The sequence below is a fragment of the Mycobacterium sp. 1081908.1 genome, assembly GCF_001673535.1.
Taxonomy (GTDB): domain Bacteria; phylum Actinomycetota; class Actinomycetes; order Mycobacteriales; family Mycobacteriaceae; genus Mycobacterium.
Genome location: NZ_LZLY01000053.1, coordinates 1 through 23,383, shown reverse-complemented (window position 1 = coordinate 23,383; position 23,383 = coordinate 1). Strand labels below are relative to the sequence as shown.

Annotated in this window: 21 protein-coding genes; 15 read left to right on the top strand and 6 right to left on the bottom strand. The window is 69.4% G+C overall.

Annotation, left to right across the window (positions count from 1 at the left end; genetic code table 11):
- Positions 1-3 precede the first annotated feature (3 nt).
- The 4 genes from A5655_RS07465 to A5655_RS07450 all read left to right on the top strand — a co-directional run bounded on the left by A5655_RS07465 (position 4) and on the right by A5655_RS07450 (position 6,419).
- Positions 4-1,467, top strand: a complete 1,464-nt coding sequence (locus tag A5655_RS07465; RefSeq protein WP_067007534.1) for an MFS transporter — start codon at positions 4-6, stop codon at positions 1,465-1,467.
- 215 nt (positions 1,468-1,682) lie between these two features.
- Complete coding sequence (locus A5655_RS07460; RefSeq protein WP_067007531.1) at positions 1,683-3,860, top strand: glutamine synthetase III; 2,178 nt, start codon at positions 1,683-1,685, stop codon at positions 3,858-3,860.
- A 225-nt stretch (positions 3,861-4,085) separates the two neighbouring features.
- Positions 4,086-6,020, top strand: a complete 1,935-nt coding sequence (locus A5655_RS29215; protein ID WP_067007573.1) for a serine/threonine-protein kinase — start codon at positions 4,086-4,088, stop codon at positions 6,018-6,020.
- 75 nt (positions 6,021-6,095) lie between these two features.
- Positions 6,096-6,419, top strand: a complete 324-nt coding sequence (locus tag A5655_RS07450; RefSeq protein ID WP_067007528.1) for a hypothetical protein — start codon at positions 6,096-6,098, stop codon at positions 6,417-6,419.
- 13 nt (positions 6,420-6,432) lie between these two features.
- On the opposite strand, the gene A5655_RS07445 is transcribed toward A5655_RS07450, so the two are convergent.
- Together A5655_RS07445 and A5655_RS07440 are read right to left on the bottom strand one after the other, a co-directional pair.
- Positions 6,433-8,259, bottom strand: coding sequence for a serine/threonine protein kinase PknE (locus A5655_RS07445; protein ID WP_067007570.1), 1,827 nt, complete (start codon positions 8,257-8,259; stop codon positions 6,433-6,435).
- Between the two features lie 162 nt (positions 8,260-8,421).
- Positions 8,422-8,718 carry a hypothetical protein gene (locus A5655_RS07440; RefSeq protein WP_369807189.1) on the bottom strand — a complete coding sequence of 99 codons (297 nt, stop codon included), beginning with the start codon at positions 8,716-8,718 and terminating at the stop codon, positions 8,422-8,424.
- Between the two features lie 282 nt (positions 8,719-9,000).
- On the opposite strand from A5655_RS07440, the gene A5655_RS07435 reads away from it, so the two are divergent.
- Entirely contained in the window at positions 9,001-9,489 is a 489-nt protein-coding gene (locus A5655_RS07435; protein ID WP_067007525.1) for an SRPBCC family protein, read from the top strand.
- A 6-nt stretch (positions 9,490-9,495) separates the two neighbouring features.
- On the opposite strand, the gene A5655_RS07430 is transcribed toward A5655_RS07435, so the two are convergent.
- From A5655_RS07430 to A5655_RS07420, 3 genes are read right to left on the bottom strand one after another with little or no spacing between them, the layout of a single operon-like run.
- A complete protein-coding gene (locus A5655_RS07430; protein ID WP_067007522.1) occupies positions 9,496-10,182 on the bottom strand; it encodes a pyrimidine reductase family protein in 687 nt (228 codons plus the stop codon).
- Position 10,183: 1 nt separating this feature from the next.
- Positions 10,184-10,681 (bottom strand): flavin reductase family protein, encoded by a 498-nt coding sequence (locus A5655_RS07425; RefSeq protein ID WP_067007519.1) that lies wholly within the window; start codon positions 10,679-10,681, stop codon positions 10,184-10,186.
- Positions 10,682-10,685: 4 nt separating this feature from the next.
- Positions 10,686-11,924, bottom strand: a complete 1,239-nt coding sequence (locus A5655_RS07420; protein ID WP_067007516.1) for an APC family permease — start codon at positions 11,922-11,924, stop codon at positions 10,686-10,688.
- Between the two features lie 41 nt (positions 11,925-11,965).
- Here A5655_RS07420 and A5655_RS07415 point away from each other — a divergent pair, with 41 nt between their 5' ends.
- The 5 genes from A5655_RS07415 to A5655_RS07395 all read left to right on the top strand — a co-directional run bounded on the left by A5655_RS07415 (position 11,966) and on the right by A5655_RS07395 (position 18,847).
- Positions 11,966-12,706 (top strand): helix-turn-helix domain-containing protein, encoded by a 741-nt coding sequence (locus A5655_RS07415; protein ID WP_082978542.1) that lies wholly within the window; start codon positions 11,966-11,968, stop codon positions 12,704-12,706.
- The gene (locus A5655_RS07410; protein ID WP_082978541.1) at positions 12,706-14,181 is read left to right on the top strand and encodes a multicopper oxidase family protein; all 1,476 of its coding nucleotides are present in this window, start codon (positions 12,706-12,708) and stop codon (positions 14,179-14,181) included. Before A5655_RS07415 ends, A5655_RS07410 begins: the two co-directional genes overlap by 1 nt.
- Before the next feature lie 24 nt (positions 14,182-14,205).
- The gene (locus A5655_RS29210; protein WP_067007513.1) at positions 14,206-16,044 is read left to right on the top strand and encodes a serine/threonine-protein kinase; all 1,839 of its coding nucleotides are present in this window, start codon (positions 14,206-14,208) and stop codon (positions 16,042-16,044) included.
- 86 nt (positions 16,045-16,130) lie between these two features.
- Positions 16,131-18,032, top strand: coding sequence for a serine/threonine-protein kinase (locus tag A5655_RS29205; RefSeq protein WP_156764755.1), 1,902 nt, complete (start codon positions 16,131-16,133; stop codon positions 18,030-18,032).
- 65 nt (positions 18,033-18,097) lie between these two features.
- Positions 18,098-18,847: a DUF4190 domain-containing protein gene (locus tag A5655_RS07395; protein WP_067007507.1), complete on the top strand. Its 750-nt coding sequence runs from the start codon at positions 18,098-18,100 to the stop codon at positions 18,845-18,847.
- Here A5655_RS07395 and A5655_RS07390 read toward each other — a convergent pair.
- Positions 18,837-19,976, bottom strand: a complete 1,140-nt coding sequence (locus tag A5655_RS07390; RefSeq protein ID WP_067007559.1) for an FAD-dependent oxidoreductase — start codon at positions 19,974-19,976, stop codon at positions 18,837-18,839. The two genes, A5655_RS07395 and A5655_RS07390, sit on opposite strands and share 11 nt — an antisense overlap.
- 207 nt (positions 19,977-20,183) lie before the next feature.
- On the opposite strand from A5655_RS07390, the gene A5655_RS07385 reads away from it, so the two are divergent.
- From A5655_RS07385 to A5655_RS27770, 5 genes are all read left to right on the top strand, one after another.
- Positions 20,184-20,630, top strand: a complete 447-nt coding sequence (locus A5655_RS07385) for a DUF1003 domain-containing protein (protein ID WP_082978540.1) — start codon at positions 20,184-20,186, stop codon at positions 20,628-20,630.
- Between the two features lie 82 nt (positions 20,631-20,712).
- Positions 20,713-21,567, top strand: a complete 855-nt coding sequence (locus A5655_RS07380; RefSeq protein ID WP_231999095.1) for a hypothetical protein — start codon at positions 20,713-20,715, stop codon at positions 21,565-21,567.
- On the top strand, positions 21,564-22,454 hold the full coding sequence (locus A5655_RS07375; protein WP_067007501.1) for an alpha/beta hydrolase fold domain-containing protein: 891 nt from the start codon (positions 21,564-21,566) through the stop codon (positions 22,452-22,454). Before A5655_RS07380 ends, A5655_RS07375 begins: the two co-directional genes overlap by 4 nt.
- 114 nt (positions 22,455-22,568) lie before the next feature.
- The gene (locus tag A5655_RS07370; RefSeq protein WP_082978539.1) at positions 22,569-22,949 is read left to right on the top strand and encodes an NINE protein; all 381 of its coding nucleotides are present in this window, start codon (positions 22,569-22,571) and stop codon (positions 22,947-22,949) included.
- 82 nt (positions 22,950-23,031) lie between these two features.
- On the top strand, positions 23,032-23,383 hold a 352-nt coding region (locus tag A5655_RS27770; protein ID WP_156764754.1), incomplete at its 3' end, for a DUF2510 domain-containing protein.

The following is a 23,383-nucleotide window of genomic DNA, read 5'->3' as shown; positions in this document are numbered from 1 at the left end:
CATATGAGCGCAGGCGTGCAAACCGGAACCATCACCACCCACATTCCGGCGCGGCTGGACCGGCTGCCGTGGTCGCGGTTTCACTGGCGCGTTGTCATCGGACTCGGCGGCGTGTGGATCCTCGACGGGCTCGAGGTCACCATGGTGGGCAACGTGTCGTCCCGGCTCACCGAGAAGGGCAGCGGCATCGGCCTCAACCCCGCCCAGATCGGGGTGGCCGCCGCGTTCTACATCGCCGGGGCCTGCCTGGGCGCGCTGGTCTTCGGCCACCTCACCGACCGGTTCGGACGGCGCAACCTGTTCATCCTGACCCTGCTGGTGTACTTGACCGCCACCGTCGCGACCGCATTCGCCTTTGCGCCTTGGTATTTCTTCGCCGCCCGCTTCTTCACCGGCGCGGGCATAGGCGGCGAATACGCCGCGATCAATTCGGCGATCGACGAGTTGATCCCCGCCCGGGTGCGTGGTCGCGTAGACCTCGTGATCAACGGGACCTACTGGCTGGGCTCGGCCGCCGGCGCGGCCGGCGCGCTGGTCCTTTTGGACACCTCGAATTTCGCGCCGAACATCGGCTGGCGGCTCGCCTTCGGCGTCGGCGCCATCTTCGGCATCTTCGTCCTGCTGGTCCGGCGCAACGTGCCGGAGAGCCCGCGGTGGCTCTTCATCCACGGGCGTGACGAGGAGGCCGAGCGCGTGGTCGGCGAAATAGAGGGCGAAGTGCGGCGGGGGAGCGACAAACCGCTGCCCGAACCGGCCGGCCGCCCCCTCAAAGTCCGTCAGCGCGAGACGATTTCGTTCCGGGAGATCGCGCGGGTGGCGTTCACCTTGTATCCGCGTCGCGCGGTGCTTGGGCTGGCGTTGTTCATCGGTCAGGCGTTCCTGTACAACGGCGTCACGTTCAACCTGGGCACGCTGTTGAGTGGGTTCTACGGGGTCCCGTCCGGCAAAGTGCCGGTGTTCTTCATCCTCTGGGCGCTAAGCAATTTCGCCGGGCCCCTGGTGCTGGGGCACCTGTTCGACACCATCGGTCGCAAACCGATGATCACGGCGACCTACATCGGTTCCGCAGTGGTGGCCGTCCTCCTCGCGATCGTGTTCGTCACGCAGACCGGCGGCGCCTGGACGTTCATCGCCGTTCTCGCGGCGGCGTTCTTCCTGGCGTCGGCGGGCGCCAGCGCGGCCTACTTGACCGTGAGCGAGATCTTCCCGATGGAGACCCGGGCGCTGGCGATCGCGTTCTTCTACGCGGTGGGAACGGCGATCGGCGGCATCACCGGCCCGTTGTTGTTCGGCCAGCTGATCAACTCCGGGGAGCGCGGCCAGGTGGTCTGGTCGTTCCTCATCGGCGCGGTGGTGATGGCGATCGCGGGTCTGGTCGAGCTGTGGCTCGGCGTCGCGGCCGAAGGGCGCCCGCTGGAGGAGCTGGCCTTGCCGTTGACGGTGGCCGACGCAGAGCGCGAGGACTAGCCGTTCGCGCCGAGCCTGCGCCCACAGCGACAAAACGCGAAAATCACCGCTCTGGACGCAGACTCGGCGCAAAAGACGGCGCGTCTCACGATCGAAACCATTTCGGTTCCACCGGTGACACCGGCGTAACAAGTTCGCCATCGAACGTTCCTACTGTGGGGCGGTCCACTTTCCGGCGCGGAAATCGTGGGCCCCCCTCAGCGATAGGAACTCAATTGAGCGGAAACGCGGTTCGTCTGCAGGCGATCAACAACGTCGAGGCGTATGCCCCCCCGGCCGTCAGTTTCGTGGCCGGCGAAGCCCCCGGCGAGATCTTCGGCTCCAACGTTTTCACCAAGGCCGAGATGCAGGCGCGGCTGCCCAAGGCGGTGTACAAGTCCGTCGTGGCGACCATCGAGAAGGGCGCCAAGCTCGACCCCGCGGTGGCCGACACCGTCGCGGTCGCGATGAAGGACTGGGCGCTGGAGAAGGGCGCCACGCACTACGCCCACGTCTTCTACCCGATGACGGGCCTGACCGCGGAGAAGCACGACAGCTTCTTGGAGCCCGTCTCCGACGGGACGACGCTCGCCGAGTTCGCCGGCAAGACGCTCATCCAGGGTGAGCCCGACGCCTCGAGCTTCCCCTCGGGCGGACTGCGGAGCACGTTCGAGGCGCGCGGCTACACCGGCTGGGACGTGACCAGTCCCGCCTACATCCTGGAGAACCCGAACGGCAACACCCTTTGCATCCCAACGATTTTCGTCTCGATGACCGGCGAGGCGCTGGACTACAAGACGCCGCTGCTGCGCAGCCAGCAGGCCATGGGTGTGCACGCCGAGCGCATCCTCACGCTGTTCGGCCACAAGGACCTGAACAAGGTGGTGTCGTTCTGTGGTCCTGAGCAGGAGTACTTCCTGGTCGACCGGCACTTCTTCCTGGCGCGACCCGACCTGGTCAACGCGGGCCGCACGCTGTTCGGCGCCAAGCCGCCGAAGGGCCAGGAGTTCGACGACCACTACTTCGGCGCGGTGCCCGAGCGAGTGCTGGGCTTCATGATGGACACCGAGCGGGAGCTGTTCAAGCTCGGCATTCCCGCCAAGACCCGGCACAACGAGGTGGCCCCCGGCCAGTTCGAGGTGGCGCCGATGTTCGAGCGGGCCAACATCGCCTCGGACCACCAGCAGCTGCTGATGACGGTCTTCAAGGCGCTGGCCAAAAAGCACGGCATGGAGTGCCTGTTCCACGAGAAGCCGTTCGCGGGCGTCAACGGATCGGGCAAGCACGTCAACTTCTCGGTGGGCAACGCCGAGCTGGGCTCGCTGCTGGTTCCGGGCGACACCCCGCACGAGAACGCCCAGTTCCTGGTGTTCTGCGCCGCGGTGATCCGCGCGGTGCACAAGTTCGCCGGGCTGCTGCGTGTTTCGGTCGCGTCGGCCACCAACGATCACCGGTTGGGCGCCAACGAGGCACCGCCGGCGATCATCTCGATCTTCCTCGGCGAACAGCTCGCCGACGTGTTCGAGCAGATCGCCAAGGGCGCGGCCACGTCCTCAAAGGGCAAGGGCACCATGATCATCGGGGTCGACACGCTGCCCCCGCTGCCCACCGATGCCGGCGACCGCAACCGCACCAGCCCGTTCGCCTTCACGGGCAACCGGTTCGAGTTCCGCGCGCCCGGCTCCGGCCAGACCGTCGCCGTGCCGATGATCATCCTCAACACGATCATGGCCGACTCGTTCGACTACCTGGCCACCATCCTGGAAGAGGCCGTGGCCAAGGGCGAGGACTTCGACAAGGCGGTCCAGAAACTGCTCACCGACGTCATCACGGAGCACGGCGCGGTGGTGTTCAACGGGGACGGGTATTCGGAGAACTGGCAGATCGAGGCGGCCGAGCGCGGCTTGCCGAACCTCAAGACGTCGCTGGACGCGATCCCGGAGCTGATCAAGCCCGAAGCCGTCGAACTCTTCGGCAAATACGGCGTGTTCAACGAGCGCGAGCTGCACAGCCGCTACGAGGTCCGCTTGGAGCAGTACGCGCTGACCATCGGGGTCGAGGCCAAGCTGGCGTTGGAGCTGGGCACGACGGTGATCCTGCCCGCCGCGATCCGGTACCAGACCGAGCTCGCGCAGAACGTGGCGAGCCTCAAGGCCGTCGGAATCGAGCCGAGTTTGACTGCGCTGGAATCGGTTTCGGGTCCGATCGCCGATCTCGAGGCCGCGCTCACCACGCTCAAGGCGGCGCTGGCGGATCACTCGGCCTCGTCGGCGCTCGAGGAGGCCACGCACGCCCAGCAGGAGCTGCTGCCCGCGATGGCCGTGGTGCGCACGGCCGCCGACACGCTGGAAAGCGTTGTCGCCGACGACCTGTGGCCGCTGCCCACCTACCAGGAGATGCTCTACATCCTGTGATAGACATCGTCGGGTGTGGGGGCCGACCGCGCCAGCGGCGGTGATCCGCGGCCCCCACGCCCGACGATCCGCGTGCGCCGCGGGCGCAAGAATTTCGCAAGAAACTCGCCAACTTCTGCCAAGTGGTGTGCCGCAACCTTTCCGCTGACGGGCCTTGCCCCGTAACAGACCGGAAAGGGACACAAAGTGCCGCAAAGCCGCGAAGACAAGACTTACGATTCGGCCATGTCGCTCGAACCCGGCCAGGTGTTCGCCGGATACACGATCCTGCGGCTGCTCGGCTCGGGCGGCATGGGCCAGGTGTATCTGGCGGCGCACCCGCGGCTGCCGCGCCAGGACGCGCTCAAGGTGCTGCCGCCCGACCTGACCGCCGACGCGGAGTTCCGGGCCCGCTTCGTGCGCGAGGCCGACCTGGCGGCGGGGTTGTCGCATCCGCACATCGTGAGGGTCCACGACCGCGGCGAGGAGGACGGCCATTTCTGGATCTCGATGGCTTACGTGCCCGGCACCGATGCGGGCCGGCTGCTGCGCGAAAACCATCCCGGCGGAATGCCGCTCGACGAGGTGGTGCCGATCATCACCGCGGTCGCCGAGGCGCTGGACTACGCGCACCATCGGGGCCTGCTGCACCGCGACGTCAAGCCGGCCAACATCCTGCTGGCCGAGCCCGACGGGCAGGCGCGGCGGGTGTTCCTGGCCGATTTCGGGATCGCCCGACGCATCGATGACGCGACCGGGCTGACCGCGACCAACATGACGGTCGGCACGGCGGCCTACGCGGCGCCCGAGCAGCTCAAGGGCGAGCCGATCGACGGACGCGCCGACCAATACGCCTTGGCCTGCACCGCGTTTCACCTCCTGACCGGCGGGCAACCGTATGTCGACACCAATCCCGCCGTAGTGATCAGCCAGCACGTCAACGCCCCGCCGCCGTCGATCGGCGCGCAGCGGCCGGAGTTGGCGCTGCTCGATCCCGTCTTCGCCGCCGCGATGGCCAAAGAGCCGTCCGGCCGGTTCGCCAGCTGCGGGGAGTTCGCGGCCCACCTCGGCGGGCAGCCGCTTCCGAGCTTCGCCTACGCGGGCGAGATCCCGGCGCGGCCGGACAGCGAAATCACCCAACCCTCGTTCGGCGTGGCCGCGCCGACAGTCCCCCTGCAGCCGAAACCGGCCGCCTGGAAACGGTTGGGCCGCCGCCCGGCGGTACTGATCCCCGCCCTGGCCGGCGTCGCGCTACTGATCGGCGGCGGTGTCTTCGCCTCCGACAAGCTCACCCAGTCGCACCAGCCGGCGAACGCGGCGGCGCCCACGGCCAGCCCCGCGCCCAAGGGGCCGCCGCCCAACACGGGCCCCTTCACCGGCGTCTACCGGGCCGACTTCGCCCGGATCACCAGCATCGAGGGCATGCCGCCCCCGGGCGCCGCGCCGTCAACCGAAACCTGGGGCATCAGCTCGGCGTGTCGCCCCACCGGTTGCGTGGCGACCGCGACGCGCCTGACCGGCGAGACCATGCAGGTGCCCACGATCGTGTTCGATCAGGTCGGCGGAACCTGGCAGGCGGTAAGCACCGGTTCGAGCACGTGCGGCGGCGGCAACGCCGAAGGCGAGCTCTGGGAAACCTTCACGCTGCAACCGCGTCCCGACGGCACGCTCGCGGGGGAGGCCACCGAGATCATGGGCAAGGGCTGCGCCAACAAACGGAACGTGACCTTCACCCGGACCGGAGACGTCGACCTCGCCAGCGTGGCCGACCCGAACGCGCTGCCGCCGCGGGTGGTGTCGCCGGCCGAGGCGCTGCGCGGCCACTACCACGAATCCGATGTCACCCCAACCGGTTTCAAGGGTCAGCAGGACTACGTCGTCCGCACGGACTGCCTCCGCAGCGGCGATCGGTGCATGAGCTTTTTCCACGCGCCCCCGGCTTCGGCCATGGCGTTGGTATTCGGGGCCGGGGAGTGGATCTACGACCGCGAGTTCGACGGCCGCTGCTCGAAGGGCGGCACCGCGCATGTCAGGATCGTCGCGCATTTCCCGATGCCGCAACCGGCCCAGGACCCCATCGCGCTGCTCACCGGGCATGGTCACGAGGACGTGACGAACTCCGCGGGGACCAATTGCGGCAGCACCGATGTCGACGCGAAGTTCGCGCGCACCGGCGATTAGCGGCACGCTCGCGGCCGACGGCTAGGGTCAATAGTCTCTACCCCCGAGGGGTATATGTGTGCGATCCTTCGAACCATGACCGACACACCTGAACCCCCGATCGAAACCACCGCCGCGAGGGAGCAATCCCGCTACGACAACCGACACGGCGCGCCCAGCCGGCTGGGCCAAGCCGCGGCATGGGTCGTCATCGTCGCCGGCGTGGTGTTCATCGTCGGGTCAATCTTCTTCTGGGGGTTGTTCCTCGGCTGGTCCTCCGGCGCCCACGCCGGTTGGCACCGCGGCTATTACATCGGCCGTGAGGGTGGCTGCCCGATGATGGGCCAGGGCGGAATGGGCGGAATGATGGGCCCGGGCGGAATGATGGGTCCGTCACAAACTCCCACGCCGCATCCCTAGCGCCGGACGCGGATTACCCGAGCAGCTTGGTGAGCCAGGTCGGGTCCTGATAGTTCACCGACTTGGTGCCGTCCCACACGAACGGCGTGCCGGTGGCGTTGAGCCCGGTCAGCGTCGCGTCCCCGGCCGCGGCCTTGGCTTTACCGGTGCCGACGTCATCGCCCGCCTTGATGCAATCGATCACGCTGGCGTCGACGCCGACGGTCTTGGCCAGCTGCGCCAGTTCGCCGTCGGTGCGGTCCTCCGGCGCGTCCTCCGCCGGCTGAAAGTTACTGGCGAACAGGCCCGAGTAGAAGTTCATGTAGAGCTTCGGATCATTCTGCGCCGCAACGCAATACGTCGCGGCCACCGCGCGCGACGAATAATTCTTGCTGTGCGACTTGTCGTCGAGGAAGTTCAGCAGGTGATAGCGCACCGCCAGCTTCTTGTTGTTCACCGCGCTGTCGATATCGCCGGCGTTCGACCGGATGAAGCTGCCGCACGGCGGGCAGATCGGCTCGTTGAAGATGTCGATCGTCGTCGGTGCGGCCGCGCTGCCGATGGACACACCGTCGTCGAGGACCTTGAGCTCCACGGCGTCGGGTGGGGGCGCCGCCGACGTCGGCGTGGAGGACCGGGCCGACGGGGTCGACGACTCCCACGGATGCGCGGCGACGACGACCAACCCGATCACCACGGCCACCACGACCGCCGCGGCGGCGCCGATCCACAGCAAGGGCTTGCGATTGCTCGGTGGCGGCTGTCCCCATAGCGGCGCGCCCATGTCGCCCGTGCCCCAGGTGGGAGTGCCGGGCCACCCCGTCGGCTGCGGCACCGGCCCGCCCCCGACCATCGGAGCCCCGGAGGCCGATCCCGTCGGCCACCCCGTAGCCTGCGGCGGCGCGTGGTTCGCCATGACCGACGGGGGCATGGCCGCGAAACCGCTGGGCGGCTGGCCGGCGAAGGCGGCCGGCAGCTTGGCCACCTGGCTGCGCTCCAGAATGTCGGTGGCCCGATCCTGATCGGGCGTGGCCAGCGCGGCATACGCGGCCGCCGACAGATCACCGCAGGTGGCGTAGCGCGCCGCGGGATCCTTGGCCATGCCGCGGGCGATCACGCCGTCGAAGGCCACCGGGATGCTCGGGCGCGCGGCACTGGGGCGCGGGATCGCCTGGTTGAGGTGGGCCCCCATCACGCTGATGGTGTCGCCCGCGTAGGGCGGGGAACCGGTCAGGCACTCATACAGGACGCAGGCCAGCGCGTAGATGTCGGCCCGATAGGTGACTTCGGCTTCGCTGAACCGTTCCGGGGCCATGTATTTCACCGTTCCCACGGTTGTGCCGAACTGCGTCAGCTTTTCGTCCGACGTGGCGCTGGCGATCCCGAAATCGACGAGATACGCGAAATCATCGCGGCTGACGAGGATGTTCTCCGGCTTCACGTCGCGATGCATCACCCCGGCCGCGTGCGCGGCGTCGAGCGCCGAGCCGATCTGGCGCACGATCGCCACCGCCCGCGGCGGGGACAGCGGCCCGAACCGGCTCAGCGTCGCGGCCAGGTTGTTGCCGTCGATCAGGCGCATGTCGACGTAGAGCTGGCCGTCGATCTCGCCGAAGTCGTGGATCGGCACGACGTGCGGTTCCTGCAGCCGCCCCGCGGTGCGGGCCTCGCGCTGCATGCGCGAGCGGAAGACCGGGTCGCTGGACAGCGTCTGCGACATGAGCTTGAGCGCCACGATGCGCTCGCGCACCGTGTCCTCGGCCTCGTAGACGTCGCCCATGCCGCCGCGGCCGACCAGCCGCCGCAGCCGATACGGCCCGAACTGCGAGCCCTCCCGCGAATCCGCGGTCGTGTCACCCATCGCCGACTCCTCACCCGCCGCCACGCGCCGCAAACCACACCGAAGCGCGGCGTGCCAGGCATAAGGCTAATGGTTCGGGCAACCGCGGGGCACGCTGAATTGCCAGAAAGCCAGCTAATTCCCGGTCGGCTGGCTACGACACCCGGCGGCCGGTGGGCCGGATCAGCAGCATTCCTCGTCGCCGGTCTTTTCGCTGAGCCCCTCGCGCGACAGCGCCCGCACGAACCCATAGGCGTGCATGCCCGCCGGGCCGGGATTTCTGACGATCCAGTCGTTGATCTTTCCCAGCGCCGAGGCCAAATCGTCACGCCTGACCCGGATCAGGTAGGTCTTGCGGTCGTCCTGCGGATCGTCGATCGACTCGGCGACGGCAACGGGGTTGCGGAACGCGTAGGCGATCCCGTGCACGGAATCGTTGTTCAGCGCCCATTGAAGCTCGCTGGGCCGCAGTCGGTTCACCGCCAAATTGCGGTATTCGTCCTCGCCGTTTGACTCGCTCACGTCGCCGGTCATCCTCCTCTTGGTGCCCGCGAGAAGAAGTCGGACGACGATGGACTGAAGATTTTGTCGCGCAGGCAATTCGATGAAATTTTCCCCAAGCTTTCATCATAGGAAGCCCCGTGCGTCGCTGCATGCCGAGCGATCGTCCAGCAACCGCGACGGCGCTGACGCCGAGCGGCCGCGGCGACGTAGAGTAACCGGCGAGGCAAATCAGGCTGTCTGCGCCGGCTGCGAGGACCCATGACCGAAGACCGCATCGAGACCCGTCGCACCATCGCGGCCCCGGCAACCGACATCTTCGCGGTGCTCTGCGATCCACAGGGCCACGTCGCCATCGATTCCTCGGGAATGCTGCAGGGCGCCGAGGGCGAACCGGTGACGGGTGTCGGCGACAGCTTCGTGGTCCACATGGACCGCGATTCGCTCAACGATTATCCGCAGTTGGGCAAATACGACGTCACCGTCGACATCAAGGAGTTCGAGAAGGATCGGCTAATTTCGTGGACGATTCTCGGCCAGATCCGCCCGCAGATCGGCCACGTCTACGGCTACCTGCTCGAGCCGGCCGACGACGGCGCGTCCACCGTGGTCACGTCGTTCTACGACTGGTCGAACATCGACCCGAAGTGGCGGGACGCCGGCATTTTTCCGGTGCTCTCCGAGGGTGCGCTGCGGGCGACCCTGGGGATTCTCGACCGCACCGTCCGCCGGGGTTATCCCCGGCCCTGACCCCGCTCAGCGGCGGTATTTCAGGTACACGTAATCGTCGCAGGCCAAGGCGTGCTCGAGCCGCATCTCGACCGGCACGGGCAGCCGTGCAGCCCGCCGGGTGCCGACGGGCTGGCTCCCGGCCAGCTTGGGGGCCAGCGTGACGCAGATTTCGGCGACGGCGTCGGCCTCCACCAGCTCGTCGAGCAGGGTCGGGCCGCCCTCACACAGGATGCGGTCCATGCCCTGCGCGCGCAGCAGGGCGACGGCGCGCGTGAGGTCGACGGAATCCTCGCCGGCCACCACGATGCGCCGGCGCGGGTCGGTGCCCAGGTCGTGGCGGGCCGCCGAGCGCGCGCAGGTGACCAGGATCGGGGGCTGGTCGGGGTCGCTGAACAGCCGGGCCGGCAGCTCGCCCGTGCGGGTGATGACGGCGATCGGCGGCGGCGCGGCCCGCCGCGCGTCGGCGAGCCGCACGGGGCCGTAGTTCTCGGCGCGCGCCGTGCCCGCGCCGACCAGAACCACGTCCGCGAAGCCCCGCAGGATCCTCAGCAGCCGCTGATCGGTGGGACAGGACAGCGGGCCGGCGCGACCGGTGAACGCCGCGGCGCCGTCGGCGCTGAAGATCATGTTGGCGCGCACGCCGCGCGGGGGATCGGCGTAGTACGACGCGAGTTCGGCGATGTCGCCGACGGCGCCCACGCGGGGAGTCACATCAGGCCTCGTGGCCCGGTTCCAGGTGGCGGACGTCGCCGAAGGACACCCACTGCTCGAGCTCGTGCGGGGGCCGGCCGTCGACCGGTTCGAGCAGGTGTCCGACGTGATCACCGAGAGGGAAACGATCGAGGATCTTGCCGGCGAACCACGCGGCCGCGTCGTCGAGAATGGGCAGCTGCTCCGGGCCGCGATGCCAGGAGCAGCGGTCGAACTTGTCGATCTTGTCGCCGGTCTGGCTGCCGAACAGCTCCGCGACGCCGAGGTGCTCGCGGTCGAAGACGTGCACAGCCAGGTGGCTGGCGCCGCCGGCCACCCGGAACGTGTGGTTCTTGGTGGACAGACCGACCAGGAAACGCGGCGGATGGATGCTGGCCTGGCTGGCGAAGCCGACCAGGCAGCCGGCCGGCGCGCCGCCGGCCTGGGTGGTGACGACGAACATCGGGTAGTTCAGCAGCGACACCAGCTTTTCGAATGCGTCTGTTCCGGGCTCGGCCACCCGCTCAGTCTTCCCGTTCGGATCGCCGGGGAATCGCGTACGCCGCGACACCAATGCCCAGCACCGCCGCGCCGGACAGCACCGAAGACAGCGGCAGCGCGCACGCCAGCACCACGCACCCGACCAGCCCCACCACCGGGATCGCGCGGGGTGGACGGCCCTCGTCGGGGCGCAGCGTGAACGCCGAGGCGTTGGCGACCGCGTAGTAGATGAGCACCGCGAACGAGGAAAAACCGATCGCCCCGCGCAGGTCGGCGGTGGCGGCGAGCACCGCCACGACGACACCGATCAGCAGCTCGGCGCGGTGCGGCACCTCGAATCTCGGGTGCACAGCGCTCAGCGCGTGGGGCAGGTGGTGGTCGCGCGCCATCGCCAGGGTGGTGCGCGAGACCCCCAGGATCAGTGCCAGCAGCGAGCCCAGCGCCGCGACCGCCGCACCCACCTGCACGACCGGCGCCAGCCAGCCCGTCCCCGCCACGCGGACCGCCTCGGACAGCGGCGCGGCGGCCCCGGCGAGACGCCGCGGCCCCAGCGCGGCGAGCGCGGCGACGGCCACCAGCGCGTAGACGGCCAGGGCGATCGCCAGCGCCAGCGGGATGGCCCGCGGGATGGTGCGCGCCGGATCGCGCACCTCCTCGCCCAGGGTGGCGATGCGCGCATAGCCGGCGAAGGCGAAAAACAACAGACCCGCGGCCTGGATCACGCCGCCGGCGGTGACGCCCGTCAGATGCAACTGCTCGGCGCCGGCGCCGCGGGAGGCGAATACGGCGACGACCACCGCGGCCAGCACCGCGAGGACCACCGCGACGACGATCCGGGTCAGCCACGCCGACTTCTGCACCCCGACGTAGTTCACCGCCGTCAGCGCAACCACCGCAGCCACGGCCACCGCGTGCGCCTGCGACGGCCACGCGTAGGAGCCGACGGTCAGGGCCATCGCCGCGCAGGAGGCGGTCTTGCCGACGACGAAGCCCCAGCCCGCGAGGTAGCCCCAGAAATCGCCGAGCCGCTTGCGGCCGTACAGATACGTGCCGCCGGAGGCGGGGTAGAGGGCGGCCAGCCGCGCCGAGGACGTGGCGTTGCAGTACGCCACCACCGCCGCCACCGCCAGGCCCAGCAGCAACCCGGAGCCGGCGGCGCGCGCCGCGGGGCCGAGCGCCGCGAAGATGCCTGCGCCGATCATGGAGCCCAGTCCGATCACCACCGCGTCGAACACGCCCAGGGTCCGGCGGAGCTCATTCACGCGCCCAACCTATCAAACTAGTTTGATGTATTGTCCGATGCGTGGGGGCAACCAAGCGGGCGGAAGTTCCACCGCTGATGCAGATGGCGTCGCACCCGGTGCGGTGGGCGCTGCTGGCCGAGCTCGCCGCCGGCGACCACCGGGTACGCGAGTTGGCCGCCGCCGTTGACGAGCCGCAGAACCTGGTGTCGTACCACCTGCGGCTGTTGCGCTCGGCCGGGCTGATCGACGCGCGGCGCAGCAATTTCGACGCCCGCGACACCTACTACCACCTGAACGTGGCGAGGTGCGCGGCGGAATTCGCCGGGGCGGCAAGCGCATTGCATCCCGCGCTGGCGCCCGTTGCCACGACCCGGCCGGCCGGGTCGGTGCTGTTCCTGTGTTCCGGCAACAGCGCGCGCTCGCCGATGGCCGAGGCGCTGCTGCGGACGAAGGGCGGGGGCCGCATCCGTGCCGCGAGCGCGGGTAGCCATCCCAAAGCGCAGCTGCATACGAACGCGGTGCGGATCATGCGCGACCTGTACGGCATCGACCTCGGCGGCGCCCGGCCCCGGCCGTTGGCCGCCGTATCCCGTCGGCGCTTCGATTGCGTGATCACGTTGTGCGACAAGGTCCGCGAATACGCCGACGACCACGGCGTGGCCACGACGATGCATTGGAGCCTGCCGGACCCGTCCGCCGCGGCCGGCCGGGCCAGTTACCCCGAATTCCGGCGCGTGGCAACCGAACTGAACGACCGAATCGAATTCCTGCTGCCCACCCTCGTTCGGGAGCGGCGCTGATGCCGTTCGACCGACGCCGCTTCCTCGGTGGGCTGGCGCTGATCGGCGCCGGCGGGGGTGCCGGTGTGGCGGCGGCCTGTTCGCGGAGCGCGCCGCCCGGGCCGCCCGCCGGCAAGCCCGATTACACGCTGCGGATCGGCACCGCAACGGTGGAGCTGGCGCCCGACCACACCGTGTCGACCTTGACCTACAACGGCCAATTCCCGGGTCCCTTGCTGCGGTTCAAGGAGGGGCAGCGGACGTGGGTGGACATCTTCAACGACACCGATTCCCCCGAGCAGCTGCACTGGCACGGGCAGCAGGTCGGCGTCGACGTCGACGGTTCGGCCGAGGAGGGCACCCCGGATATCCCCGCACACGGCATGCGGCGCATTTCGTTTGTGCCCGGCCCGCCGGGCTTCCGCTTCTATCACACCCACGTCGTGCCGCGCGCCGACCTGTCCCGCGGCCAGTACAGCGGCCTCGTCGGCCCGGTCTACATCGAACCCAAGCAGAACCCCGGTGCCTACGACCAAGAGATCTTCCTGACGCTCAAGGAATTCGAGCCGAGTTTCAGCCGCGGGGGCGACATGGCCAGCGATTTCCTGGCCGGCGAACCGGACGCCGACCTCAAGGAGAAGGGCGAGGCGGCGATGGCGGCCTCGCTGGCCCGCGGCGAGCCGCATGGCTTCGAGGTCAGTTACGGGGCCTTCGCCGTCAACGGGCGCATGCTCGGCCACGGCGACCCCATCCGCGTGCGCCCCGGGCAGCGGGTGTTGTTGCATGTCCTCAACGGCAGCGCCACCGAATCCCGCAGCCTGGCGCTGCCCGGGCACACCTTCAACGTCGTCGCGGTGGACGGCAACCCGGTGCCCAATCCGGCGCCGGTGCCGGTGCTGTGGCTCGGTGCGGCCGAACGCATTTCGGCGTTCGTCAACATGACCAACCCGGGCGTGTGGGTGCTCGGCGACCTGTCCGACGACGACCGCGGCCACGGCATGGGCGTGGTGGTGGAATACGCCGGACGCGGCGGCGAGGCGCAGTGGGCGGCGCCGCCACCGTTCAAATGGGATTACCGGCTGTTCGCGCCGCCCACTCCCGCGCCGCTGCCGCCACCGGAACGCACCATCGAGATGCTGATCGAGAAACGCAACGCCGCCGACAACGGCTTCAACGTCTGGATGTTCAACGGCACGGCGTATTCGATGCAGACCAATCAGCCCGTGCTGGATCTGCAACGCGACAAGCGCTACCGGATTCGCTTCCGCAACGCGACCGACGACCTGCACCCGATGCACCTGCACCGCCACACCTTCGAAATCACCCGCATCGCCGGGACACCGACCGCCGGGGTGCGCAAGGACGTCGCGATGCTGGGCGGCTACCAAAGCATGGAGATCGATTTCGTGGCCGATCAGCCGGGCTTGTCGCTGCTGCACTGCCATCAGCAGACCCACATGGACTACGGGCTCATGCTGCTGCTCAACAGCCACTGATCCGCGTGGATCTACGATTCGGCCATGGCGCTCGAGATCGGTCAGGTGTTTGCCGGATACACCATCCTGCGGCTGCTGGGCTCGGGCGGCATGGGACAGGTGTATTTGGCCTCGCACCCGCGGTTGCCGCGCGAGGACGCGCTGAAGGTGCTGCCGACCGAAGTCACCGCCGATCCCCAATACCGCGAGCGATTCGAGCGGGAGGCGGAGCTGGCCGCCGGCCTGTCCCATCCGCACATCGTGGCGATCCACGACCGCGGCGAATACGAGGGCCAGTTCTGGATCTCGATGGAATACGTGGCAGGCACCGACGCGGCCCGGCTGTTGCGCGAGGAATTCCCGGGCGGGATGGCGGTCGACGACGCGATGGCGATCATCAATGCGGTCGCGTCGGCGCTCGACTACGCGCATCACCGGGGCCTGCTGCACCGCGACGTGAAGCCGGCCAACATCCTGGTGACCGATTCGGACGGGCAGCCGCGACGAATCTTTTTGGCCGACTTCGGCATCGCCCGCCGCGTCGATGACGCGGCGGGACTGACCACGACCAAGATGGCGGTCGGCACGGCGGCCTACGCGGCGCCCGAGCAATTGATGGCGGGATCGGTCGACGGCCGCGCCGATCAATACGCCCTGGCGTGCACCGCATTTCATCTGCTGGCCGGTGGGCCGCCGTTCGGCGGGCCGAACCTCGCCGTGGTCATCGGTCAACACGTCAGCGCGCCGGCGCCGTCGATCGGCGCGCACCGGCCGGAGCTGATCGGCCTGGACCCCGTCTTCGCCCGCGCGCTGGCCAAGGACCCGACCGGCCGGTTCAACAGCTGCGGGGAGTTCGCCCAGGAATTGGGCCGGCACCTCGACATGGCCCACTCGGATGCCCAACAAGCGTCGGACCCGACTGTGCTTGCGCCGCAATGGGTGAAACCGTCCGTCTGGAGGCGGGTGAGCCGACGCCGCGGGGTCCTCGTCGCCCTGGCCGGCATCGTGTTGCTGGTCGCCGCCGGCGTCGTCGCGACGCTGAAGCTCACCGGTCCGCACCGCACCGCCCCGCCCGCGAGCCCCTTCACGGGCACGTATCGCGCCGAGTTCGGGCTGAACATGGCCCTCGACGACGTCCCGGACGCCGGCCTACCGCCCGCGCTGACGGGCACGTACGGCCTGCGCTCGGTGTGCCGGCCCGCCGGCTGCGTGATGACCGCGTCCCGCCTCGGCGGGGAAACCGCGGGGCAACCGACACTCGTGTTCGACCAGATCGGCGCAGCCTGGGTCGCGGTAGCCGTGGCGCAAGACGCGTGCCGCGAGGCGACCGCGGAGTTCTGGCAGGTTTTCACGCTGCGGCCCCGGCCCGACGGCGGCCTCGACGGCGAATACACCGCGACCTCCGCCAACGCCTGCGCCAACAAGCGCACGGTGTCCCTCGCCCGCACCGGCGACGTCGACGTGAAGACCCTTCCCGACCCGGGGGCCCAGCCGCCGCGGGTGGCCTCGCCCGCCCAGGGCCTGCGCGGCCGCTACCGCGTGACGCGAAACTTCGCGAACGGCCTCCCGCAGCAGCAGCTGAACACCGCGGTCAGGACCGACTGCCTGCGCACCGTCGATCGATGCATGAGCTACTTCCACGAACCGTCGGCCGACCAGCCGCTGGTATTCGGGGACGGACGTTGGACCTGGAACGTCGACGCCGACGTCACCTGCCCGCACTCCGGCGGCACCGCGCGCATGAAATCCAACGGACAGTATCCGCTGCCGCAACCGCCGGGGGACCCCATCACCAAGCTCACCGGCCGCGCTCACCAGGAACAGAGCGCGCCATGCGAGCTCAGCACCGACTTCGACGAAACGTTCACGCGCACCGGCGATTAACGGGGAGCGCGTTTGCCCGGACGGCGCGGCTTTGTATTCGGCAGGAATTTGGGTGCCGCCGCGGCTTGAGCATTTACGATCTTGCCATGTCGCTCCAGGCTGGTCAGATGTTTGCCGGGTACACGATCGTGCGGGTGTTGGGCGCGGGCGGGATGGGCCAGGTGTACTTGGCGGCGCATCCCCGGTTGCCGCGCGAGGACGCGTTGAAGGTCCTGCCCGCGGACCTGACGGGCGATCCGGAGTTCCGGGGCCGCTTCATGCGGGAGGCCGAGTTGGCGGCCGGGTTGTCCCATCCGCACATCGTGACGATCCACGACCGCGGCGAAGAGGACGGCCAGTTCTGGATCTCGATGGACTACGTCGCCGGCACCGACGCGGGCCGGCTGTTACGCGAAAACCACCCGGGCGGGCTGCCGCTCGAAGACGTGGTGGCAATCACCACGGCGGTCGGCTCGGCGCTGGATTACGCGCACGGCCGGGGCTTGCTGCACCGTGATGTCAAGCCGGCCAACATCTTGCTGACCGACCCCGACGGTCAGGCGCGGCGGGTATACCTCGCGGACTTCGGGCTGGCGCGCCGCATCGATGACGCGACCGGCCTGACCGCAACCAACATGACGGTCGGCACGGTGGCCTATGTCGCGCCCGAGCAGTTGAAGGGGGAGCGGGTCGACGGCCGCGCCGACCAATATGCGTTGGCCTGCACCGCGTTTAACCTGCTGACCGGGTCGGCGCCCTACGCCGATTCCAACCCCGCCGTCGTGATCAACCAACACATCCACGCCGCCCCGCCCTCGATCGGTGCCCGCCGCCCGGAGCTCGCGGCCCTGGGTCCCGTGTTCGCCACCGCGATGGCCAAGGAGCCGTCCGAAAGGTTCGGCAGCTGCCGCGAATTCGCCGACCAACTGGCCCGGCAGCTGGGCCCGGGCTTCACCCGGGCCGGCGACATCCCATTCCCGGACACCCAGCCCCGCATCGACGCGACGATTCCCGCAATGCGACCCCGCCGGCGTCCCCGCGCGCTCATCGGCGCCCTGGTGGGCATCGCATCGCTCGTCGTCGCCGGTGGCGTCTTCGCCGGCGTGAAGCTTCTCCGGCACGCTGAGCCGAGCCACCCCGCCACAACCAATCCCGCGGCCGCGCCGGGAAATACCGCCGCCGCCGCGCCGAATACCGGCCCCTTCACCGGCGTCTACCATGTGCGCTTCGGGCAGGGCACCACCCTCGAGGGCGTCCCGGGTCAGGGCGCGGCCCCGGAAACGGACACGTACGCCGTCCGCTCGGCGTGCGGGTCGAGTGGTTGCCGGGCGACGGCGCAACGCGTCGGCGGCGAGCTGAGGCTCGCCCCGAGCGCGGTTTTCGACGAGGTGGACGGGCGCTGGGTGGCCGTGACGATCGGCTCGGACAAGTGCCGAGAAGCTCCGGCCGAGGTGTGGCAGGTGCTGACCCTGCAGGCGCGGCCGGACGGCACCTTCGCCGGCGAATATCGCGGGGCGTCGGCCAACGCCTGCAACGAAAAACGGACCGTGACCTTCACCCGCTCCGGCGACGTCGACGTCAACAAGCTGCCCGACCCGAGCGCCCTACCGCCGCGGGTGGGCTCGCCGGCCGAGGCCCTGCACGGCCGCTACCACCTGATCCGAAAATTCAAAGCCAGGATCGCACCACAACAGGCGGACCAGGCCGTCGTCACCGACTGCCTGCGCACCGGGGATCGGTGCATGAGCTATTTCCACTCGAAAGCGATTGACACACCGCTGGTGTACGAGGGCGGGAACTGGACCCTGCACGTCGAACACGACGACAACGATCCCGGCTGTGGCGGGGCCGTCTACGCGCGAGCCACCGGTCAGTACGCGCTGCCGCAACCGCCACAGGATCCGATCACGCAGCTGATCGGCCACGACCATCTGGACGAGTCGTCGGGGCGCGCCGACTGCCAGTGGAGCGTCGACTTCGACGAAACATTCACGCGCACAGGCGATTAGAGGCATGGGATCACCGCGGGCCGCCTCTGCGCGGCGCGCCGACATCGCCGGTCGTACAGTTAGGCATGTCGCATCCGATGGACCCGGGCCCGCCGCCGCCATACCAGCCACCCCCGCCCCAGGCTGGATATCCGCCGCCCCACCCGGGGCCGTACCCGGCGGGACCCTATCCGCCGCCGTACCCGCCGAGCCACTATCCCGCGCCGTACCCGCCGGGCCCGTACCCGCCGCCGGGCTACGGGCAACCGCCGCCGGCCCAGACCACCAGCGGATTCGCCATCGCCTCACTGATTTTCGGCGCTTTCGGGGGAATTCTGCTCGGCGTCATTTTCGGCGTGATCGCGCTGGGCAAGACGAAGCCCGGCGGGCAGCGCGGACGAGGATTGGCGATCGCCGGGCTCGCGCTGTCCGGCGCGTGGGCGGCCGGCATCGCCGCGATCATCGTTGCGCTCGCCCTCTCGCCGACACACACCGTCAGTGCGCGGGACATCAAGGTCGGGGACTGCTTCGCCGAGCTGCCGAGGGGCAACCGAATCTCCTCGGTGGACACCACCAGCTGCGACCGCCCGCACGCGGCGGAGGTGGCCGGGATCGTGACCATTCCCGACGGCCCGTTCCCCGGCGAGTCCGGATTCGATGCCTTCGGCAAGGACTGCAAGGACGACCTGGCGTCCTACGCGCCCACGGCGCTGCTGGATCCCGACATCGACTTGGCGATCATGCCGCCCACGCGGGAATCGTGGCAGCGCGGCGACCGCGCCATGGTGTGCGTCGCGACGTTTACCACCAAGCGAACCGGGTCGATCAAGAGCTGAGCCCCCGCAGTGGCCGGTTCTCGCGGATCCCGCGGTACATGCCCCACCGGACGATCCACGGCATCACCACCCGCTCGACCGACCACGACGGGAAGCGGAACGACTGGCCGGTGGGGAAGAAGACCTCGAGCCCGTTGGGCTGGATGCCCACCAACGAGCCCCACCGCCGGCCCGGAGTGCGGAAGGCGTGCAGGTCCCGACCGGCGAACTCGGCGCGAATGTTGCCCGCCACCAACGCATCCCCGCGATTGCGGGCGGAGCTGCGCAGCGGGTCGGTGGCCGCGACGTCCCCGACCGCGAACACCCCCCGGTGACCGGGCACCCGCAGCTGCGGTGTCACGCGGACGAAGCCGCTTTCGTCCAGGAGTTCCGTTGGGAGCCAATCGGTATTGGGCCGCACCCGGCCTATCGCCCAGAGCACGGCGTCGGCGCAAGCCGGGAGTTGCCCGGTGCTCCAGTGGACCGGTTCCCCGGTGATCTCCTCACCCGAGAAGCCGTCGGAGACCTCGGCGCGGTGGCCGGGGTGCAGGCCCACGCCGAGGTCGATCAATCGGTTCCGGATGCGCCGCCACGTCGCCGGGTGATACTCGCCCAACGCCCGCTCGCCGGGGAAGTACAGGTCCACCCGCTTGCCAGGCCAGGTGGTCGCGATGTTGACGGCGCTGCTCACCGCCGCCGCCCCACCGCCCACGACGATCACCGATTCGGCCGCGGCCAGCCGGTCGTGGGCGGCGCGCAGCTCGGCGCCGATCTCGGTGGGCGACTGCAGCGTCGGGCGGCGCCAGAAGCCGTTGCTGACGCCGGTCGAGATGACCAACGCGTCGTACTCCTCGGCCACGGGTGTGCCGTCTTCGCGCCGGCCCAACACCGTTCGGGCCGCAAGGTCGAGGCCGGTCAGCGTCGCCTGCACCGTGCGCACGCCGTCCAGGCGGCGGAACTTGTCGAACGGGATCCAGTAGTCGCGGGCCCAATCCTCCGGTCGGGAGAGCCGGACCCCGAGTTCCTGGCCGCTCACCAGCGCGGGTTTGGCGGAGATCCCGACGACGTCGGCGTGCCGGGCCAGGCGGATGGCGGTCAGGACACCGACGTCGCCCAGTCCGGCGACGACGACGCGCTTGCGGTTCGGGATCACGCGCGGCGGGATGTGATTGCGCCGCTGTGGTTTTCGGTCGGCCAGGCCGCTGCGACGGCGTCCATGCGGGCCTCCTTACGCGCGTGGTGGGCAAACTGTAACACGTTCTAGCTGTGGGCAATCGGGCGTCGGCCCGCGCGAAGCCACCTCAGTAGCATTAGCCGGCGGCGCGCGCCGCGACCGCACCGAGGAGGAACGGGTCCTATGACTACACAGGCCGATGCCCATCACCACAGCCCGCAACTGATTCCGCGCCGGCTTCTCCGAGGCGGGCAGGTGCACCACCCGGCCGTCCTGGACGAGGCGAGGCGGCGTAGCGAAAACCTGCAGCTGCGCCTGGCCGACCGGATCACCGCGTTTGCCGGGTCGATGAACTTCGTCTGGATACATGCGGCGCTGTTCGGCGTGTGGATGCTGTTCTTGGAGCCCAGCCCCTGGCCCACCCTGACCCTGGTGGTGTCGCTGGAAGCGATCTTCCTGTCGACCTTCGTGATGATCGGCCAGAACCGCCAGGCGGCCTTCCAGCAGGCCAGGGCCGACCATGACTTCCAGACCCAGGAATTGGAGCTGAAGACCAACACCCAGCTCACCCGCGAGATTCACCTCCTCACCGAGGAGCTGCACCGGCGCCTCCTCGGGCCGTCGAGTTAGGGAACAGCCACGACGACACGCGGTGAAAAGCGTTGCTAGAGCCGGTGGTGGCACGAACGGCCACTCTAGGGTGGGGGAGCAGATGTTGGAACCAGAGGCGACGATGCGGCCACGGGTGGACGCCGCGCTGCTCGCCGCGGCGCGCGCGACGGCGCCCCGGCCCGCCGCGGCCCGGCGGGCCGCCAAGGACTTGCAGCAAAAGCTCGGGCCGGCGGTCCGCGCCGAGATCCGCTGGGCGTTCACTCCGCCCCGCAACTGGCTGATGGGGGTGGTGGCCAACATCGTCTTCGCCGCGGCGTGGTTGCTGGTGCAGCCGTTGACGCCCGGGCGTCACCACCACGACTGGGCCGTACTGGTCGGCACCTACTTCTCCTCGTGGGTGCTCGCGGACGTCACCACCACCAACCTGCTCGGCGCGGATCACTACCGCGTCCAACAGGCGTTGTCCGACGGGGTGCCGTTCTGGCGAGTGCTCTTGATCAAGAACCTGGCGCTGCTGGCGATCGTCGGGCTGCCGACGTTGGTGACGGCGATGGTCCTCACCCTGTGGTTCCAAACGCCCGGCAGCCTGGCCGTGACGATCCCCACCGTCGCGGTGCCCATCGTGTCCTGGCTGGGCGTCGGTAATTTCTTCTCGGTGGTGCACCCGGTGAGCGTCGAGCCGCTGCTTCGGCGGTGGCGGCAGCGTGGCGACCGTCGCCGCACCGGCGCCTGGATCCTGGCGCTGACGCTGCCGTACGCGCTGTACTACGTCGCCGACCCGATGAACGGGGTCGAGCACCGCCTGCTGTGGACGAAAGTCCCCGCCCTGATCTGGCCGGTGTTCGGGCGCGACACCAAGAGCTTCGTGCACCTGGCCATCGCCACCGCGGTCTGGATGGCGGGAACCGTCGCCGCCCTGGTGTGGGTGCGCAAGCGGGGAGTCCAGATCAGGTGAGTCTCAGCTGGAGGAGTCGGGCGCTCCCGGCCGTCATTCACCTGACGCGGGCGCGGCCCTACCGCAGCGCGCAAACCGCCCGCGATCACATCGACCGGCGCGCCGCGCATCCGCAGTTCTACGGACCCCCGCCAGGGTTGCCCAAGAACGTCGATCTACGCCTGGACCGGGAATCGATTTGGCCGATCTATTCCTTGACATTGCACTCGTTGCACGAGCCGCACTCGACGGTCGTCTACCTGCACGGCGGGGCCTGGGTCAACGAAATCGCCTCGCAGCATTGGCGATTGGCGGCCCAGATTGCCGCCGAGGCGCGAGTGCAAGTCGTCGTGCCGATCTATCCGCTGGCGCCGTTCGCCACCGCGGCCGAGGTGGTTCCCAGGATCGCCGAGCTGGTGGCCGAGAGGGCGACGCCCGACCACAGCGTGTGCCTGGCGGGGGATTCCGCCGGGGGGCAGATGGCCCTGTCGGCGGCGGTGCTACTGCGCGACCAGCACCGCCTGATACTGCCCGAAACCGTGCTGATCTCGCCCGTTCTCGACGTGTCATTGGGCAACCCGTTGATCGACGCGGTCGACGATCCGTGGCTGACGCGGGTGGGCCTGCTCGAGTTCGCCAAGCGCTGGTGTGGCGACCTGCCGATGACCGACCCGCTGGTGAGCCCCCTGAACGCCGAGCTGTCCGGCCTGGGACCGCTGACCGTGTTCAGCGGCACCCGCGACATCCTCAACCCCGACGCGCGACTACTGGCCGACAAGGCCGCGGCGGCCGGCGTGCAGATCGACTACCACGAACAACCCGGCCTGGTGCACGTCTACCCCCTCTCCCCGACCCGGGAAGGCCGCGCCGCGCGAGCGCTCATCGTCGATCGGTTGCGGGCGAACTGAGGCCCATCCCGAACAAATCCGGGTCGCCGGTGCGATGATGAGCCTCGTCGTTGATCGCGGCTAAATCGGTGAGACGCAGGCGCATTCATCGCCTTCAGCAGAGAGGGAAACACAATGACCGAACAGCCATCCGCCGGGTGGTACCCGGACCCCAGCGGCCAGCCCGGCCAAATGTATTGGGACGGCCAGCAATGGCACGCGAATCCCGCTGGCGCGGGCCCGGGCGTCGCGCCGTACGGGGGCGCGCCGTTCGGCATCGACGCCTACGGCCGGCCGCTGTCGGACAAGAGCAAGCTCCTCGCCGGGCTGCTGCAGATCTTTGTGGGCAGTTTCGGCGTCGGTCGCTTTTACCTCGGCTACACCAACATCGGTATCGCCCAAATCGCGGTGTCCTGGCTGACCTGCGGGATCGGTGCCATCTGGCCGCTGATCGACGGAATCATGATTCTCGTGGGAAAGGTGCCCGACTCGGAGGGCCGCACGCTGCGCGACTGAGGCGCATGGCGGGGGCATCGGATATAACCGCGCGTATTCTCGCGTCTGCGGGTGCAGTTCGGTAACAGGGGAGGATCGGCCTATGACGACGCCCAACCGGCCCGGCTGGTATGACGATCCGCAAGACCCCAGCGCCCAGCGTTACTGGGACGGTCGCAACTGGACCCCGCAGCGACAGCGCAAACCCGATCCCCGGGCCGCGCGACCACCGGTCACGCCGGCGCAGCAGCCCCCCTCCGCGGCGCCGACCCAGGTCACACCGCTGCAGCCCCCGCCGCCCCGGCCCAATCTGCCGCCCTCGGCGGCGCAGACCCGCGCGGCGCGCCCGCCACCGCTGCCCCCGCGGCAATCGGCGACCGGGTCGTCGAGGTGGGCGCTTGGCCTCGACCTGCTTCTCGATTTCACGCCAGCAGCCGGGCGAGGAGCGTGGTTTA